Origin of the sequence: Burkholderia sp. AU27893, from assembly GCF_002223205.1 — a bacterium.
In the GTDB taxonomy this organism is placed as follows: Bacteria; Pseudomonadota; Gammaproteobacteria; order Burkholderiales; family Burkholderiaceae; genus Burkholderia.
The window spans coordinates 2,510,999-2,528,819 of the sequence record NZ_NKFD01000001.1; the positions used below are offsets into that span (position 1 = coordinate 2,510,999).

Consider the following 17,821-nt stretch of genomic DNA (forward strand, 5'->3'; position numbering starts at 1 on the left):
GTTTATGCGCACCAAATTAACCGTCAAGAATCCGAAGCCGGCGTCGCCGACCCGCGCCCCTGTCCGCTCCGGCAGCCTCGTCGCCCGCAAGGCGGTGCGTCCCGCCACGCCTCCCGCCGGCGACAAGCCGGCCGGCCCGAAGAAGGCGTCCCCGGCCGGCGCCGGCGAACGCACGTTCAAGCCGCGCGCTCCCGCGGGCGCCGAGCGCCCGGGCGCCGATCGCGCACCGGCCAAGCGTGCGCCGCGTGACGGCGGTGCGGAACGCGGCACGCGCGCCCCTTATCGCGACAACGCGGCCGGGGAAGGCGCGAAGCGCAGCTTCGGCGACCGCCGCACGTCGTCCGATCGTCCGCCGCGCCGCGATGACGACGCGCGGCCGCGTCGTGCAGGTGGCGAAGGCGGCGCACGCGCGCCGTATCGCGACAGCGCAGGCGGTGAAGGTGCAAAACGCGGCTTCGGTGACCGTCGTACGTCGTCGGATCGTCCCCCGCGCCGCGATGACGACGCACGGCCGCGTCGTGCAGGTGCCGAAGGCGGCGCGCGCGCGCCTTATCGTGACAACGCAGGCAGTGAAGGCGCGAAGCGCAGCTTCGGTGACCGTCGCCCGTCGTCGGATCGCCCGCCCCGCCGCGATGACGATGCACGTCCGCGTCGCGCAGGTTTCAGTGAAGGCAACGCACGCGCGCCCTATCGCGACAACGCAGCCGGCGAAGGCGCAAAGCGCAGCTTCGGCGACCGACGCACGTCGTCCGATCGTCCGCCGCGCCGCGATGACGATGCACGTCCGCGTCGGGCAGGTTCCAGTGAAGGCAACGCGCGCGCACCGTATCGCGACAACGCATCTGGCGAAGGCGCGAAGCGCAGCTTCGGCGACCGCCGCACGTCGTCCGATCGCCCGCCCCGCCGTGATGACGACTCACGGCCGCGTCGAGCCGGTTCCAGTGAAGGGAACGCACGCGCGCCTTATCGCGACAAGGCAGCCGGCGAAGGCGCAAAGCGCAGCTTCGGCGACCGTCGCCCATCGTCCGATCGCCCGCCGCGCCGCGATGACGATGCCCGCCCGCGCCGCGCCGGCGCCGACGACGGCAAGCGCCCGTCGTATCGCGACAAGCCTGCCGGCGAAGGTGCGAAGCGCAGCTTCGGCGACCGTCCGGCCCGCCCCGCACGCGACGGCGAGCGCCGCTCGTTCGGCGCCGTCAAGACCGCGCAACCGGTCAAGCGCGCCGCCGCCGACGTCGACTACGGTGACGAATCGGGCCTGATGCGCCTGTCGAAACGGATGTCCGAGCTCGGCATGTGCTCGCGCCGCGAAGCCGACGAATGGATCGAAAAGGGTTGGGTGCTCGTCGACGGCGAACGCATCGACACGCTCGGCACCAAGGTCCGCGCAGACCAGAAGATCGAGATCGACGAACGCGCGAGCGCCGCGCAGGCCGCGCAGGTGACGATCCTGCTGCACAAGCCGGTCGGCTACGTGTCGGGCCAGGCGGAAGACGGCTACGAGCCCGCTGCCGTGCTGATCACGCGCGCGAACCGCTGGAGCGGCGACCATTCGCCGGTGCGCTTCTCGCCGCAGCACTTGCATGCCCTCGCACCGGCCGGCCGCCTGGATATCGATTCGACCGGCCTGCTCGTGCTGACGCAGAACGGCGTGATCGCGAAGCAGCTGATCGGCGAGCAGTCGGACATCGACAAGGAGTACCTGGTACGCGTGCGCTTCGGCGAGCGGCTCATCGACATCGACCAGCACTTCCCCGCGGAGTCGCTCGCGAAGCTGCGCCACGGCCTCGAGCTCGACGGCGTCGCGCTGAAGCCCGCGATGGTGAGCTGGCAGAACGGCGAGCAGTTGCGCTTCGTGCTGCGCGAAGGCAAGAAGCGCCAGATCCGTCGCATGTGCGAGCTGGTGGGCCTCGACGTGATCGGCCTGAAGCGCGTCCGGATGGGCCGCGTGATGCTCGGCGCACTGCCGCAGGGTCAATGGCGCTATCTGTCGGCCGACGAGACGTTCTGATCGCGGGCGGCTACACGTGCACCATGCAATGAGAAAGCCCGCGCAAGCGGGCTTTTTTCTTGTCTGCGAGACGCCGGCAAAGCCGGCCGATCAATCGTCGGAAGCCGGATCGAGCCCCGGGAACAGCACTTCCGTGAAGCCGAAGCGCGTGAAGTCGGTGATCCGCATCGGATACAGCTTGCCGATCAGGTGATCGTATTCGTGCTGGACGACGCGTGCGTGAAAACCGTCGGCCACGCGGTCGATCTTCTCGCCGTACTGGTCGAAGCCGCTGTAGCGCACCTTCGCGTAGCGGCTGACGACGCCGCGCATGCCCGGCACCGACAGGCAGCCTTCCCAGCCCTCTTCCATGTCCGGCGGCAGGTACTCGATCTTCGGGTTGATCAGCACGGTCTCGGGCACCGGCGGCGCGTCCGGGTAGCGGTTGTTGTTGCCGAAGCCGAAGATGATGATCTGCAGCCCGATGCCGATCTGCGGCGCGGCCAGGCCGGCGCCGTTCGCGTGGTGCATCGTCTCGAACATGTCCGCGACGATCTCGTGCAGTTCGGGTGTATCGAACCGCTCGACCGGCTTGGCGACTTCGAGCAGGCGCGGATCGCCCATCTTCAGGATCTCGCGAATCATGGCGTATTACCCTCCAGGAGTTGGTGCAGGCCGTCTTCGTCCAGCACGGGGATGCCGAGTTCCTCGGCCTTCGCGAGCTTGCTGCCGGCTTCGGCGCCCGCGACCACGTAATCCGTCTTCTTCGATACCGAACCGGCCACTTTCGCGCCCGCCGCTTCGAGCATTTCCTTCGCGGCATCGCGCGTAAGCGTCGGCAGCGTGCCCGTCAGCACGACCGTCTTGCCGGCCAGCACGCCCTGCGGCGCCTTCGGCGCGGGCGGCCCTTCCGGCCACGTCACCTTGCCCGGCGCGCGCAACTGCTCGATCACGGTCCGGTTGTGCTCTTCCGCGAAGAACTGATGGAGTGACTCGGCGACGATCGGCCCGACGTCGTTGACCTCGAGCAGCTCTTCGATCGATGCGTCCATGATCGGCGTCAGCGAGCCGAAATGCTTCGCGAGATCCTTCGCGGTCGATTCGCCGACGTGACGGATACCGAGCCCGTAGATGAAGCGCGCGAGCGTCGTGTGCTTCGCCTTCTCGAGCGAGTCGAGCAGGTTCTGCGCCGATTTCTCGGCGAACCGGTCGAGCTCGGCGAGCGTCGCAAAGCCGAGATTGAACAGGTCGGCCGGCGTGCGCACGAGATTCAGCTCGACGAGCTGGTCGATGATCTTCTCGCCGAGCCCGTCGATGTCGAGCGCGCGGCGCTGCGCGAAGTGCCACAGCGCCTGCTTGCGCTGCGCCGGGCAGAACAGGCCGCCCGTGCAGCGCGCGATCGCCTCGTCCGGCAGGCGCTCGATCTTCGAGCCGCACACCGGGCATTCGGTCGGCATCACGAATTCGACGGCATCGGCCGGGCGCCGGTCGAGCAGCGCGCCGACCACCTCGGGGATCACGTCGCCCGCGCGGCGCACGATCACGGTATCGCCGATCCGGATGTCCTTGCGGCGCACCTCGTCCTCGTTGTGCAGCGTCGCGTTCGTCACAGTCGCGCCGCCGACGAACACGGGCTCGAGGCGCGCGACCGGCGTGATCGCGCCGGTGCGGCCGACCTGCACGTCGATCGCGACGAGCCTGGTCAGCGCTTCCTGTGCGGGGAACTTGTGCGCGAGCGCGAAGCGCGGCGCGCGCGACACGAAACCGAGGCGCTCCTGCTCGTCGCGCCGGTTGACCTTGTAGACGACGCCGTCGATGTCGTACGGCAGCGACTCGCGCTTCTCGCCGACCCGGCGGAAGAAGCCGAGCAAGCCTTCGGCCCCGTGCACGACCGCGCGCTCGCGGTTCACGGGCAGGCCGAGCGACTCGTACCAGTCGAGCAGCGCGCTGTGCGTATCGGGCATCGGCATCCCGTCGAGCACGCCGATCCCGTATGCGAAGAACGACAGCGGACGCTGCGCGGTGATCTTCGAGTCGAGCTGGCGCAGGCTGCCGGCCGCCGCGTTGCGCGGGTTCGCGAATTCGCGCTGCTCGGCCGCCCGCTGGCGTTCGTTCAGGCGTGCGAAATCGCGCTTGAACATCAGCACCTCGCCGCGCACGTCGAGCACGGCCGGCACGTTCTTGCCCTTCAGCTTCAGCGGAATCGAGCGGATCGTGCGCACGTTCTCGGTCACGTCCTCGCCCGTGGTCCCGTCGCCGCGCGTCGACGCCTGCACGAATACGCCCTGCTCGTAGCGCAGCGAGATCGCGAGACCGTCGAACTTCAGTTCGCATGCGTATTCGACGGGCTCCGTCACCGAGCCGGCAAGATCGGTCGTCTTGTCGAGCGCGTCGGCGACACGCTTGTCGAATGCGACGATGTCCTCGTCGGCGAAGCCGTTGTTCAGCGACAGCATCGGCGCGTCATGGACGACCGGCGTGAAGCCGCCGGCCGCCTCGCCGCCGACACGCTGCGTCGGCGAATCGGGCGTCACGAGTTCCGGATGGTCGGCTTCGAGCTGCTGCAGTTCGCGGAACAGCCGGTCGTATTCCGCGTCGGGCAGATCCGGCTGGTCGAGCACGTAGTAGGCGTAGTTCGCGCGCTCGAGTTGGTCGCGCAGCCACGCGGCACGCGCGTCGGGCTGGCTGGCTGGCGGTTCGGCTTGGGTTCGGGCCATGCTGGCGGCAGAGTCGTTCTGAAAAATCGGAATTCCGATTATCTCAGTTTGACGCCGGAGCGGGGGCACGCTGCAGTGCACACGAGCACGGTGCATTGCAGCGACGAGCGCCGGCGCCGTAAGCCGTCGCCCGCCGGGCGCGCGTTACTGGCTGAAGAGCCGGCGCGTGACCGGCGAACCGGCCGGGATACCGGCTTCCTCGAGCTTCGCGTACAGCTTCATCAGTTGCTGATCGATCGCGACCAGCGTCGATTCCGGCAGCGGCCGCCGCGAATCGTCGACGACCCGCGCGCCGATCCGCTCGGACAGCGATTTCGCGTAGTCGCACATCAGCCGGAACGGCAGGATGTCCTCTTCGGCGACCGGCACGTCGAGGACCAGCGTGACCATGTTGCCGCCCTTGTACGTGAGGTCGTCGCGCAGGAAGTTCGTGTCGCCGAACTGCAGCATGAACACGGGGTTCTGCTTCGCGTCGAGCTTCACGAAACGCGTGCCGTCGCGCGACAGCAGCAGCCCGTCCTGCGACGCGACCGCCTGCACGTAGTTCGCCGACCACGGCGCGCCGTCCGACATCACGTTGATCGACAGCTGCGCGTCGCACTGCGCGGCAAACGCGTCGAGCTCGCGCGCCATCGCGACCGTTTCCATCATGTCCGGGAATTCCGGCGCGCCGTCGATCGCGTCGGCGAACTGCTGGACGCCCGTCACGAATTCGGAGAACTCGAGCTCGTTCAGCGCACCGCTGCGGTTCGCGAGCTGCGCGGCCGCGCGCAGCTCCTCGTAGCGCACGCCGTTCTGCAGCAACTCCCACTGGCCGCCTTCCGGCTTGCCTTCGATGTGCACGGGCTTGCTGCCCGCGCGGCGCAGCCGCTGCGCGGCCGGCAGGATCTTGTCGCCCGGCAGCGACCCGCCGAGGCGGATCGGCACGATGCAGTCGATCCGGCGGTCGACGATCGCCGGCGGAGCCGACGAGATCGTCGTGGCGGCCGGCAGCACGGGTTCGGCCGGCTCTGCCGGTTCAGCGTGCGTGTCGTGCGCGGCAGCCGGTGCGGCTGCTTCGCCGGCAACCGGCTCGACCGACTCGGCCGGTGCATCGCCGCCGGTCGCTTCGGCCTGCAGATCGGCCGGCGTGTCGGCCGGCGCCGCGCCACCGAACGTCGGCTCGACGCGCGCGACTTCGGCCTGCGCGCCGCCCGTGGCGGCCGCCGGGGCCGGTGCCGCGGGCTCGCGCCGCACCGGCTGGCGCACCGGCTCGATGAACGGCAATTCTTCGTCGCGCTCGGGGCGGTTCATCGCCTCGGCCGCTTCCTCCGGCATCGGGCGCGGCATCCTGCGCCGCACCTTCGCGCCCTGCCATGCGTTGTAGACCACGACGCCGCCCACCACGACGGCGCCCGCGCCGATCAAACCGAGTGTCAACTCGTCCATGCACGCTCCATCAGCAATTCTTGTTCGTCGGAACCGCGAACGGGCGCCCATGCGCCGCGCGAACGCGGTCCGGTTTCGTCAAACGTCAATTCTGGGCAAAACCCGCGGCGGTTTCCATGTCCACCGCAACGATCCGCGACACGCCCTGCTCCTGCATCGTCACGCCGATCAGCTGCTGCGCCATTTCCATCGCGATCTTGTTGTGCGAGATGAACAGGAACTGCGTCTTGTCGGACATCGCGCGCACGAGATTCGCGAAACGCTCGGTGTTCGCGTCGTCGAGCGGCGCGTCGACCTCGTCGAGCAGACAGAACGGCGCCGGGTTCAGCTGGAACATCGCGAACACCAGTGCGGTCGCGGTCAGCGCCTTCTCGCCGCCCGACAGCAGGTGGATCGTCGCGTTCTTCTTGCCCGGCGGCTGCGCCATCACCTGCACGCCGGCATCGAGGATTTCGTCGCCCGTCATGATCAGCTTCGCCTGGCCGCCGCCGAACAGGCGCGGGAACAGGTCGCTGAAGTGACGGTTGACCTCGTCGAAGGTGCCCTGCAGCAGCGTGCGGGTTTCCTGGTCGATCTTGTGGATCGCGTCCTCGAGCGTCGTGATCGCGTCGATCAGGTCGGCCGACTGCGCGTCGAGGAACACCTTGCGCTCGCTCGCGGCCTTCAGCTCATCGAGCGCGGCCATGTTCACCGGGCCGAGCGCGTTGATCGCGTTGTTCAGGCGCGTGACCTCGCCCTGCAGGTACGACGGCTTCAGATCCGGCGTGAGCTTCGCGGACAGCGCCACCTCGTCGACCTCGGCCGTCACGAGCTGCTCGGCGAACTGCTCGACCGACAGGCGCGCGGCTTGCTCCTTCAACTGCAATTCGGTGATGCGGTCGCGCAGCGGCTGCAACGAGCGCTCGGCGACGAGGCGCTGCTCGTCCGACGCACGCAGCTTCGCGGTCAGGTCGTCGAGTTCGATCCGCGCGGCCTGCAACGCCTCTTCCTTCACCGCGCGAATCTCGAGCGCGTCCTGCAGGCCCGTGTGCGCGGTCTGCTCGTTGATCGTCTCGAGCTCGGCGCGTGCGTCTTCGAGCGACGCGGCGACGCGCTCGCTCTGCTCGTGCGCGACCTGGATGCTGCGCTTGAGCTCGTCGATCCGCGCCACGGCATTGCGTGCGGCGAAGCGCGCGTCGGTCGCGCCGCGCTCCAGGTCACGCGCTTCCTGACGCGCCTGCGTCAGCGATTCGTCGAGCGCTTCGAATGCGAGCTGATTGTCCTCGAAGCGCGCCTGCAGTTCCGCCAGTTCGCCGTCGAAACGCTCGAAATTCGCTTCCGATTCCGCGCGCATCGCACGCTGCTCTTCGATCTGCGCGCCGATTTCCTCGAGTTCCTCGCGAATCTGCGTGCTGCGCTGCGTGTAACGTTCGTGCGCCTGGGCGAGCTTCAGCACGTCCATCTGCAGCGCATGCACGCGCTGCGTCGCACGCTCGGCCTGTGCACGCACGTCGCCGAGCGCCTGCGTGGCCTGCGTGTGCGCGGCTTCCGCGCGGACAGCGGCCGTGCGCGCCTCGTCGGCGAGCAGTGCCTGCGCACGCACCTGGCGCGTCAGGTTTTCGATTTCCTGCTGGCGGGCCAGCATCCCGGCCTGCTCCGAATCGGCCGCATACAGCTGCACGCCGACGCGCGTGACGATATGGCCGGCCTTGACGACGAACGCGCCGCCTGCCGGCAGCTGCGTGCGCGTCGCGAGCGCCTGCGCGACGTCGTCGGCGACGTACACGTTGCCGAGCCAGTCGTTCAGCACCGCGCGGATGCCCGCATCGTCGATGCGCACGAGCGACAGCACCGGGCGCAGGCCGGCCACGGCCGCCGGCGGTTCACCGGCCGCGGGCGGCGCATAGAACGCGAGCTTCGCGGGCGGTGCGTCGGTGGCAAAAGCCTTCACCCAGTCGAGATTCGACACTTCGAGCGCGGCCAGGCGCTCGCGCAGCACGGCCTCGAGCGCGGCTTCCCAGCCGGCTTCGACGTGCAGCTTCTTCCACAGACGCGGCAGCGCGCCGAGCTCGTGCTTGTCGAGCCACGGCTGCACCTTGCCTTCGGTCTGCACGTTTTCCTGCAGCTGCTTCAGCGCGGCGAGACGCGCCTCGAGCTGGTGAATCTGCGCGGCTTCGGCCTGCACGCGCTCCTGCGCGGCACGGCGTTCGCCATCGAGGCGCGGCACGGTTTCCTGCGCGTCGGCGAGGCGCGCCTGCGCTTCGGCCAGGATCTCTTCCTGCTCGGCCAGCTGCATGCGCAGCTCCTCGAGCTGCGCCTCGTCCGGCGCATCGAGCCCGCCCGCTTCGCTCTTCAGGCGCTCATGGCGCTGCTGCAGCTGCTGGAGCTGCTGGTCGGCGTTGCGCTGGTGCGCGGCTTCGAGCTTCAGCGACTGTTCGGTCTGCGCGATCCGCGCGCGCTCGTCGTTGAGCTGCGCCTGCGCATCGCGGAATTTCGCTTCGAGCGCCGGCAGCGCATCGTGCTTCGCGGCGGCATTGTCTTCGGCGAGCGCGGCCTTCTCGTCGGCCATCGCGCGCGCTTCCTCGGCTTCCTCGAGTTCGTCCTGCGCCTTCTCGGCCTGCGCGCGCCATTGCTCGCGCTGCGCATTCAGTGCGGCGATCTGCGCCTGCACGCGGTTGCGCGATTCGACGATGAACTTGATCTCGGCTTCGAGGCGGCTCACCTCGGCGTTCGCTTCGTAGAGCGAGCCCTGCGCGCCCTGCATCGCGTCGCTTGCCGAGTAATGCGCGACGCGCAGCGTCTCGAGCTGCGCCTCGACCTCGCGCAGCTTCGCCGTTTGCGCCTCGAGGTCGATCTGCGCCTGTTCGATCGCGCGCTGCTGCTTCTGCTGCTCGCCGGCGGCCTCGTTCTTGCGCAGCAGCCACAACAGGCGCTGCTTCTCCTCGCCGTCGGCGACGAGTTCCTTGTACTTGGTCGCGACGACGGCCTGCGCCTCGAGCTTCTCGAGGTTCGCGCCGAGTTCGCGGACGATGTCCTCGACGCGGGTCAGGTTCTCGCGCGTGTCGTGCAGGCGGTTCTCGGTCTCGCGGCGGCGTTCCTTGTACTTCGACACGCCCGCGGCTTCCTCGAGGAACACGCGCAGCTCTTCCGGCTTCGCCTCGATGATCCGCGCGATCATGCCCTGCCCGATGATCGCGTATGCGCGCGGGCCGAGGCCGGTGCCGAGGAAGATGTCCTGGATGTCGCGGCGGCGCGCCGGCAGGTTGTTGATGTAGTAACTCGACGTGCCGTCGCGCGTCAGCACGCGCTTCACGGCGATCTCGCCGTACTGGCCCCACTGGCCGGCCGCGCGGCCGTCGGAGTTGTCGAAGATCAGTTCGACGCTGGCCCGGCTGCCGGGCTTGCGGGCGGTCGAGCCGTTGAAGATCACGTCCTGCATCGATTCGCCGCGCAGCTCGGAAGCGCGCGACTCGCCGAGCACCCAGCGCACGGCGTCGATGATGTTGGACTTGCCGCACCCGTTCGGGCCCACCACGCCGACAAGCTGGCCCGGAACCTGGAAATGCGTGGGATCGACAAAGGATTTGAAGCCAGCGAGTTTGATCGAGCTCAGACGCACGGCGGTATCGGATGTGAAGAAGGTGTGAAACGGACGGAGCCGCACTGCGCGGGGCCCGACGGCCCATGCGCGCGATGCGCTCCGGAATTCAAAAGCGGGGCCGCGCGCATACAGCGTTGGGCCCCGCAAACGGCTTCCATCATACCATCGCGCGTGCGCCGTCCCGACCGTCGCCGGGTTTGTCCGGTGCCGGCGCGGCACGATGGACCCGGCTCGACAGCAGCGTCGCCAGCACGATGCACGCGCCGCCCGCCCACTCGCGGGCGGTCGGCAGCTCGCTCGCGAACACCCAGGCCGACAGCGCGGTGATCACGATCTCGAACAGCATGATGATCGACGCACGGTTGGCCGGCACGCGCGCCAGCCCGTACTGCACGAGCAGGTTGTTCGACGCCATCGTCACGCCGATCGCGACGATGATCAGCGCGGCCGTGCCGAGGTGGCCGCCCGCCGGCGCGGCCGGGATCCCCTCGAACAGCGATGCGATCGCACCGAACACGGCCGCGCCGCCGAACAGCGTCGCGGTGCGCATCTCGGCACGCATCTCCGGCAACTCGCGACTCGCCTTGATCACGAGCACGTTGCTCATCGCGAAGCTCAACCCGGCCGCGAGCCCGGCCCATTCGGCCGGGGTGGCCGGCAGCGGCAGGCCGAGCGTCGGCGACCACAGCATCAGCATCGCGCCGCCGATCGACAGCGCCGCGAGCCCGGCGCCGGCCCAGGTCAGCCGCTCGCGCAGCAGGAAGTGCGCGTAGATGGCGGTCCATGCGGGGGTCAGGTAGAACAGCAGCATCACGCGCAGCACTTCGCCGTGGATCGTCCCCCACACGAACCCGAGGTTCGTCACGCCGGCCGTCACCGCGATGCCGGGCAGCACCCAGTGCCAGCGCAGCGTCGCGATCGTGCGATGCCGCGCGACGATCACGAACAGGAAGGCGACGAGGCTCGTCAGCGCGCTCGCCAGCGTGCCCGTCACGCCGAGCGACGCCAGGATCCGCAGCGGATACCAGATCAGGCCCCACACCGACGCGCCGATCAGGATGGCCAGCGTCGGCAGGCTGCCGCGTACCGCGTTATTCATTTGGTTCAATACCCTTTATTCGACCGGCTCGGCCGCCGTTCCGGCAGGCCGTGACCGCATTCCGTCACGCTATAATCGTCCGTTGCGACCCGCGCGCCATCGGCGCCCGTTCGCAGCCGTGCGGCGCGCCCGCCGCTTCTTTCGCTCCAACCGGCCGCGATGGCCGCTTCGCCCGTGAACCCTCGACTCGACTCGCTCCAGCCCTATCCCTTCGAAAAGCTGCGCGCCCTGTTCAAGGACGTGACGCCCTCCGGCGCCCTCAAACCGATCAGCTTCGGCATCGGCGAGCCCAAACACGCGACCCCGGCGCTGATCCGCGACGCCGTGGTGGCCGCGCTCGACGGTCTCGCGTCGTACCCGGCCACCGCCGGCTCGGACGCGCTGCGCACGTCGATCGCACACTGGCTCGAGCGCCGCTACGGGCTGCCGGCCATCGATCCGGCCACGCAGGTGCTGCCCGTGTCGGGCTCGCGCGAGGCGCTGTTCTCGCTCGCGCAGACGGTGATCGACGCCCGCCCGTCCGAACAGGGCGAGAAAGCGATCGTACTCTGTCCGAATCCGTTCTATCAAATTTACGAAGGCGCGGCGCTGCTGGCCGGTGCCGAACCCTATTTCGCGAACAGCGACCCGGCCCGCAACTTCGCGTGCGACTACGCGTCCGTGCCCGACGCAGTCTGGGCGCGCACGCAGCTGCTGTACGTCTGCTCGCCGGGCAACCCGACGGGCGCGGTGCTGACGCTCGACGACTGGCGCGAGCTGTTCGCACTGTCCGACCGCCACGGCTTCGTGATCGCGTCCGACGAGTGCTATTCGGAAATCTATTTCGACGAAGCGGCGCCGCCGCTCGGCGGCCTCGAGGCCGCGCACCGCCTCGGCCGCGGCTTCGAGCGGCTCGTGATGCTGTCGAGCCTGTCGAAGCGCTCGAACGTGCCGGGCATGCGCTCGGGCTTCGTCGCCGGCGACGCAGCGCTGCTGAAGAAATTCCTGCTGTACCGCACGTACCACGGCGCGGCGCTGTCGCCGGTCTGGCAGCACGCGAGCATCGCCGCGTGGAACGACGAGGCGCACGTGCGCGAGAACCGCGCGCTGTACCTGCAGAAGTTCAATACAGTCACGCCGATGCTGGCCGACGCGATCGACGTGAAGCTGCCCGACGCGGCGTTCTACCTGTGGGCCAACGTGTCGCGCACCGGGCTGTCGGACACCGAGTTCGCCCGCCGCCTGTACGCCGACTATAATGTGACGGTTCTGCCCGGCTCGTACCTGGCGCGCGATGCGCACGGCACGAATCCGGGCCGCGATTTCATCCGGATCGCGCTCGTCGCGGGCACCCCCGAATGCGTCGAGGGCGCGCAACGCATCGTCGATTTCTGCCGCTCTCTCGCGCGGTAATCAATCGTCCATCCGATCAATTCCATCCATCTCCTGCGAAAACGAACATGTCGCAACAACTTCAGCAAATCATCGATACCGCCTGGGACAACCGCGCCGAGCTATCGCCGAAGGCCGCACCGGCCGACGTCCGCGAAGCCGTCGCGCACGCGATCGAGCAGCTCGACAAAGGCGCGCTGCGCGTGGCCGAGAAGATCGACGGCAACTGGACCGTGCATCAGTGGCTGAAGAAGGCCGTGCTGCTGTCGTTCCGCCTGGAGGACAACGCGCCGATGCCCGCCGGCGGCTACTCGCAGTTCTACGACAAGGTGCCGTCGAAGTTCGCAAACTACACCGCTGAAGATTTCGCCGCGGGCGGCTTCCGCGTCGTCCCGCCGGCGATCGCGCGCCGCGGCTCGTTCATCGCGAAGAACGTCGTGCTGATGCCGTCGTACACCAACATCGGCGCGTACGTCGACGAAGGCACGATGGTCGACACGTGGGCCACGGTCGGTTCGTGCGCGCAGATCGGCAAGAACGTGCACCTGTCGGGCGGCGTCGGCATCGGCGGCGTGCTCGAGCCGCTGCAGGCGAACCCGGTCATCATCGAGGACAACTGCTTCATCGGCGCGCGCTCGGAAGTCGTCGAAGGCGTGATCGTCGAGGAAAACTCGGTGATCTCGATGGGCGTGTACCTCGGCCAAAGCACGAAGATTTACGACCGCGAGACGGGCGAAGTCAGCTACGGCCGCATCCCGGCCGGCTCGGTCGTCGTCGCCGGCAACCTGCCGTCGAAGGACGGCTCGCACAGCCTGTACTGCGCGGTGATCGTCAAGAAGGTCGATGCGAAGACCCGCGCGAAGGTCGGCCTGAACGAGCTGCTGCGAGGCGACTGATGGCAAAGCCGCACACCGTGGTCGTCTACGGCATTCCGAATTGCGACACCGTGAAGAAGGCCCGCGTGTGGCTCGACGATCACGGCGTCGAATTCGAGTTCCACGACTTCAAGAAGCTCGGTGTCAGCGCACCGCTCGTCGAGGACTGGCTGAAGGACGTGTCGCTCGACGCGCTCGTCAACAAGCGCGGCACGACGTGGCGCGGCCTGGACGACGCGATGAAGGCGGCCGCCGAAACGAAGGCCGGCGCGGTCGCGCTGATGATCCACAAGCCGTCGGTCATCAAGCGCCCCGTGCTGGTGGTCAACGGCCGCGTGAAATCGCTCGGCTTCGTGGCCGATCAATACGCGGCGCTGTTTGCCGCATAGGGCTGCCCGCGCTGCGCCTGTCGGCGCAGCCCGACGTCTTGTCGCTGCCGGCCACCGCGCCGGCATTTTTTATCGAAAGTGGTCCGAACCATGTCCGCCACCCTAGCCCTTACCGAACAGCTGATCGCCCGCGCGTCCGTGACGCCCGACGACCAGCATTGCCAGCAGATCATGACCGAGCGCCTCGCGGCGCTCGGCTTCGAATGCGAGACCATCGCGTCGCACGGCGTGACCAACCTGTGGGCCGTCAAGCGCGGCACCGACGGCCGCGACGGCAAGCTGCTCGCGTTCGCGGGCCACACCGACGTCGTGCCGACCGGCCCGCTCGAGCAGTGGAGCTCGCCGCCGTTCATCCCCGCCCATCGCGACGGCAAGCTGTACGGCCGCGGCGCGGCCGACATGAAGACGTCGCTCGCGGCGTTCGTCGTCGCGTCCGAGGAATTCGTCGCAGCGCATCCCGGCCACCGCGGCGCGATCGCGTTCCTGATCACGAGCGACGAGGAAGGCCCCGCTACCGACGGCACCGTGAAGGTCGTCGAGCTGCTCGAAGCGCGCGGCGAACGCATGGACTACTGCATCGTCGGCGAGCCGACGTCGACCACCGAGCTCGGCGACGTCGTGAAGAACGGCCGCCGCGGCTCGATGTCGGGCGAACTCGTCGTCAAGGGCGTGCAGGGCCACATCGCGTATCCGCACCTCGCGAAGAACCCGATCCACCTGCTCGCGCCGGCGCTCGCCGAGCTCGCCGCCGAGCAGTGGGACGAAGGCAACGAGTACTTCCCGCCGACCACCTGGCAGGTGTCGAACCTGCATGCCGGCACCGGCGCGACCAACGTGATTCCCGGCCACGCCGACCTGCTGTTCAACTTCCGCTTCTCGACCGCCAGCACGGTCGAAGGCCTGCAGGCACGCGTGCACGCGATCCTCGACAAGCATGGCCTCGAATACACGCTGAAGTGGTCGGTGAGCGGCCTGCCGTTCCTCACCCCGCGCGGCGAGCTGTCGGGCGCGCTGGAAAACGCGATCCGCACCGAGACCGGCATCACGACCGAGCTGTCCACCACGGGCGGCACGTCGGACGGCCGTTTCATCGCGCGCATCTGCCCGCAGGTCATCGAGTTCGGCCCGCCGAACGGCAGCATCCACAAGATCGACGAGCACATCGAAGTGCGCTTCGTCGACCCGCTGAAGAACGTGTACCGCCGCGTGCTCGAACAACTGATCGCCTGATGGAGCCTCGCATGACGACACCTTTTGCCACTGTTCGCGACCTGCTGCGCTACGCGGTCACGCGCTTCTCGAAAGCGAAGCTCGCATTCGGCCACGGCTCCGACAATGCGTACGACGAAGCGGCCTACCTCGTGCTGCGCACGCTCGACCTGCCGCTCGACACGCTCGAGCCGTTCCTCGACGCGCGATTGCTGCCCGACGAAATCGCGGCCGTGCTCGCGGTGATCGAACGGCGCGCGACCGACCGCGTGCCGGCCGCGTACCTCACGCATGAAGCGTGGATGCACGGCCACCGCTTCTACGTCGACGAACGCGTGATCGTGCCGCGCTCGTTCATCGGCGAACTGCTCGACGACGGGCTGCAGCCGTACGTCGCCGATCCCGAACAGGTCGGCGCGGTGCTCGAGCTGTGCACGGGCTCCGGCTGCCTCGCGATCCTCGCGGCGAGCGCGTTCCCGAACGCCGAGATCGACGCGGTCGACCTGTCCGACAAGGCGCTCGAAGTCGCCGAGATCAACGTGCGTGACTACGGCCTCGAAGACCGCGTCACGCTGCACCACGGCGACCTCTACGCGCCGCTGCCCGCGTTCCGCACCGACCCGGGCGCGCGCTACGACGTGATCCTGACGAACCCGCCGTACGTGAACGCGTCGTCGATGGCAGCGCTGCCGCCCGAGTACCGGCACGAGCCGGAGATGGCGCTCGCGGGTGGCGATGACGGGATGGACATCGTGCGACGTATCGTCGCCGAGGCCCATCGCTGGCTGCACGACGACGGCGTGCTCGTCGTCGAGATCGGCAACGAGCGCGAGCACGTCGAAGCCGCGTTCGGCGGCCTCGAGCTCACGTGGCTGCCCACCAGCGCCGGCGACGACGCCGTGTTCCTGATCCAGGCGTCGGACCTGCCCCGCAAGGCCTGAGCTTTCCCGGCTCGCCCACCGTGCGGTGCACCGTTGCGCCGCACGGTTGGGTAAGATGCGCGTAGGCGGCCGCCCGGCCGCGCGACCTCAGGAGTCCGACACGCGCCCATGACCCTCGACTGGCTACATCTCGGCACCCTGATCCTGACCATCCACGTGCTCGGGATCGTCGCGGCGTTCCACGCGATCATGAATACGCGCACGTCGCAAGGCGCGATCGCGTGGGCCGTCTCGCTCGCGGCCATGCCCTACCTGACGCTCATTCCGTACCTGTTCCTCGGCCGCAGCAAATTCTCCGGCTACGTGGACGCCCGGCGCCACGAGCTGGAAATGTTGCGCATGCACACACCGCGCTCGCCCTGGCTCAGCACCGACGCGACCGACGGGCCGGCCGCCGACGCAATCGGCCAGGCCGCGGTGCTCGCGCTCACGCGGCTCGGCGGCATGCCGTTCCTCGGCGGCAATTCGGTGCGCACGCTCGTGAACGGCGACGCGACGTTCTCGGCGATCCTGGCAGCCATCGACGCGGCGCGCGACTACGTGGTGGTGCAGTTCTTCATCGTGCGCGACGATGCGCTCGGCCGGATGCTGCGCGACTCGCTGCTCGCGCGCGCGGCGGCCGGCGTACGCTGCTGCCTGCTGTACGACAGCATCGGCAGCTTCGACCTGCCGCACAGCTACGTCGACACGTTGCGCCGGGGCGGCGTCGAGGTTCACCCATTCGCAACCAACCGGAAGTTCGTCAACCGCTTCCAGCTCAACTTCCGCAACCACCGCAAGATCGTCGTCGTCGACGGCAATTGCGCGTTCGTCGGCGGCCACAACGTCGGCGTCGAGTATCTCGGCGCGAAGCCGCGCCTGTCACCCTGGCGCGACACGCACATCGAGATTCGCGGCCCGGTGGTCGCGAGCATCCAGTACGTGTTCGCCGAAGACTGGCACTGGGCAACGCAGAAGCTGCCGCCGCTCGCGTTGCCCCCGCCCGCGCAGCCCGGCGACAACATGCATTGCCTCGCGGTACCGATGGGGCCGGCCGACAAGCAGGAGACGGGCTCGCTGTTCTTCGTCGAGGCGATCAATGCCGCGCGCGAGCGGGTCTGGATCACCACGCCGTACCTCGTCCCCGACGAAGCCGTGATCGCCGCGCTGAAGCTCGCCGTGATGCGCGGCGTCGACGTGCGCATCCTGATCCCGAGCCGGCGCGATCATTACGTGGTGTTCGAGGCGTCGAAGCTGTACGCGCGCGACCTGGTCGATGCGGGCGTCAAGGTGTTCCGCTACCGGCCCGGCTTCCTGCACCAGAAGGTCGTGCTGATCGACCGCATCGCGGCAGCGATCGGCAGCGCGAACCTCGACAACCGCTCGTTCCGCCTCAATTTCGAGATCATGGTGCTGACCGTCGATCGCACATTCGCCGACGAAGTCGAGACGATGCTCGATGCCGATTTCGCGCAGGCGTACGAGGTCGATGCGAGCGAATACCGCCAATCGCCCGCCTGGCGGCGCATCGCGATGCACGTCGCGCGGCTGTTCGCCCCGATCCTCTAGCGGCCGGGGCGGCGGCGGCGCCCGTGCGATCCGCGCCGGCGCCGCGAACGCCGCCGGCAGCCGTCACAGCAGCTTGTCGATATCCGCGGCGATTTCGTCCGGCTTGGTCGACGGCGCGTAGCGCTTGACAATGCGCCCTTCGCGATCGACCAGGAACTTCGTGAAATTCCACTTGATCGCCTTGAGACCGAGAATGCCGGGCGCCTCGTCGGTCAGGTAGCGGTACAGCGGATGCGCATGGTCGCCCTTCACGTCGATCTTCGCGAACATCGGGAACGTGACGCCGTAATTGCGCTCGCAGAACGCACCGATCTGCGTGGCGTCGCCGGGCTCCTGCTTGCCGAACTGGTTGCATGGGAAGCCGAGCACATAGAAGCCGCGCGCCGCGTACTGGTCGTACAGCTTCTGCAGGCCCGCGTACTGCGGCGTGAAACCGCACTCGCTCGCGGTGTTGACGATCAGCAGCACCTTGCCGCGATACGCGTCGAGCGAGACCGGCGCGCCGGCAAGCGTCTCTGCGCTGAACGAATACAGGGTGGACATCGGGCACTCCTTTTACGAAACCGGATCGACGTGGAGTCTAGGCGAAATTGCCCCGTTGCGACATCCGCCGAACGGCCAATGCCCGGCGCGAGCGGCGCGCAGTCTAGAATAGCGGTTTTGGCCAGTCATTT

13 protein-coding genes are annotated in these 17,821 nt (G+C 68.5%); 7 read left to right on the forward strand and 6 right to left on the reverse strand.

What is annotated here, in order from left to right; genetic code table 11:
* Nucleotides 1–4 precede the first annotated feature (4 nt).
* On the forward strand, nt 5–2,011 hold the full coding sequence (locus CFB47_RS11865; RefSeq protein ID WP_089461233.1) for a pseudouridine synthase: 2,007 nt from the start codon (nt 5–7) through the stop codon (nt 2,009–2,011).
* A gap of 90 nt (nt 2,012–2,101) precedes the next feature.
* On the opposite strand, the gene def is transcribed toward CFB47_RS11865, so the two are convergent.
* From def to CFB47_RS11890, 5 genes are all read right to left on the reverse strand, one after another.
* The gene (gene def, locus CFB47_RS11870; RefSeq protein ID WP_039342702.1) at nt 2,102–2,635 is read right to left on the reverse strand and encodes a peptide deformylase; all 534 of its coding nucleotides are present in this window, start codon (nt 2,633–2,635) and stop codon (nt 2,102–2,104) included.
* Nucleotides 2,632–4,707, reverse strand: coding sequence for an NAD-dependent DNA ligase LigA (gene ligA / locus CFB47_RS11875; protein WP_089461234.1), 2,076 nt, complete (start codon nt 4,705–4,707; stop codon nt 2,632–2,634). Before ligA ends, def begins: the two co-directional genes overlap by 4 nt.
* 144 nt (nt 4,708–4,851) lie before the next feature.
* Nucleotides 4,852–6,135, reverse strand: a complete 1,284-nt coding sequence (locus tag CFB47_RS11880) for a cell division protein ZipA C-terminal FtsZ-binding domain-containing protein (protein ID WP_089461235.1) — start codon at nt 6,133–6,135, stop codon at nt 4,852–4,854.
* Between the two features lie 85 nt (nt 6,136–6,220).
* The gene (smc, locus tag CFB47_RS11885) at nt 6,221–9,733 is read right to left on the reverse strand and encodes a chromosome segregation protein SMC (protein ID WP_089461421.1); all 3,513 of its coding nucleotides are present in this window, start codon (nt 9,731–9,733) and stop codon (nt 6,221–6,223) included.
* Nucleotides 9,734–9,872: 139 nt separating this feature from the next.
* Nucleotides 9,873–10,814, reverse strand: a complete 942-nt coding sequence (locus tag CFB47_RS11890; RefSeq protein ID WP_089456429.1) for a DMT family transporter — start codon at nt 10,812–10,814, stop codon at nt 9,873–9,875.
* A gap of 159 nt (nt 10,815–10,973) precedes the next feature.
* Here CFB47_RS11890 and dapC point away from each other — a divergent pair, with 159 nt between their 5' ends.
* The 6 genes from dapC to cls all read left to right on the forward strand — a co-directional run bounded on the left by dapC (nt 10,974) and on the right by cls (nt 17,147).
* Nucleotides 10,974–12,206 (forward strand): succinyldiaminopimelate transaminase, encoded by a 1,233-nt coding sequence (gene dapC / locus CFB47_RS11895; protein WP_089456430.1) that lies wholly within the window; start codon nt 10,974–10,976, stop codon nt 12,204–12,206.
* Nucleotides 12,207–12,253: 47 nt separating this feature from the next.
* Nucleotides 12,254–13,081 carry a 2,3,4,5-tetrahydropyridine-2,6-dicarboxylate N-succinyltransferase gene (gene dapD, locus CFB47_RS11900; RefSeq protein WP_014896723.1) on the forward strand — a complete coding sequence of 276 codons (828 nt, stop codon included), beginning with the start codon at nt 12,254–12,256 and terminating at the stop codon, nt 13,079–13,081.
* Nucleotides 13,081–13,449, forward strand: a complete 369-nt coding sequence (locus CFB47_RS11905) for an ArsC family reductase (protein ID WP_069248286.1) — start codon at nt 13,081–13,083, stop codon at nt 13,447–13,449. Before dapD ends, CFB47_RS11905 begins: the two co-directional genes overlap by 1 nt.
* A gap of 90 nt (nt 13,450–13,539) precedes the next feature.
* On the forward strand, nt 13,540–14,679 hold the full coding sequence (gene dapE, locus CFB47_RS11910) for a succinyl-diaminopimelate desuccinylase (RefSeq protein WP_047850710.1): 1,140 nt from the start codon (nt 13,540–13,542) through the stop codon (nt 14,677–14,679).
* An 11-nt stretch (nt 14,680–14,690) separates the two neighbouring features.
* Nucleotides 14,691–15,599, forward strand: coding sequence for a 50S ribosomal protein L3 N(5)-glutamine methyltransferase (gene prmB, locus CFB47_RS11915; RefSeq protein ID WP_089440447.1), 909 nt, complete (start codon nt 14,691–14,693; stop codon nt 15,597–15,599).
* A 108-nt stretch (nt 15,600–15,707) separates the two neighbouring features.
* On the forward strand, nt 15,708–17,147 hold the full coding sequence (cls, locus tag CFB47_RS11920; protein ID WP_089440448.1) for a cardiolipin synthase: 1,440 nt from the start codon (nt 15,708–15,710) through the stop codon (nt 17,145–17,147).
* 63 nt (nt 17,148–17,210) lie between these two features.
* Here the strand turns inward: cls and CFB47_RS11925 are convergent, their stop codons facing one another.
* Nucleotides 17,211–17,690 (reverse strand): glutathione peroxidase, encoded by a 480-nt coding sequence (locus CFB47_RS11925; RefSeq protein WP_089440449.1) that lies wholly within the window; start codon nt 17,688–17,690, stop codon nt 17,211–17,213.
* Between the last annotated feature and the right edge of the window lie 131 nt (nt 17,691–17,821).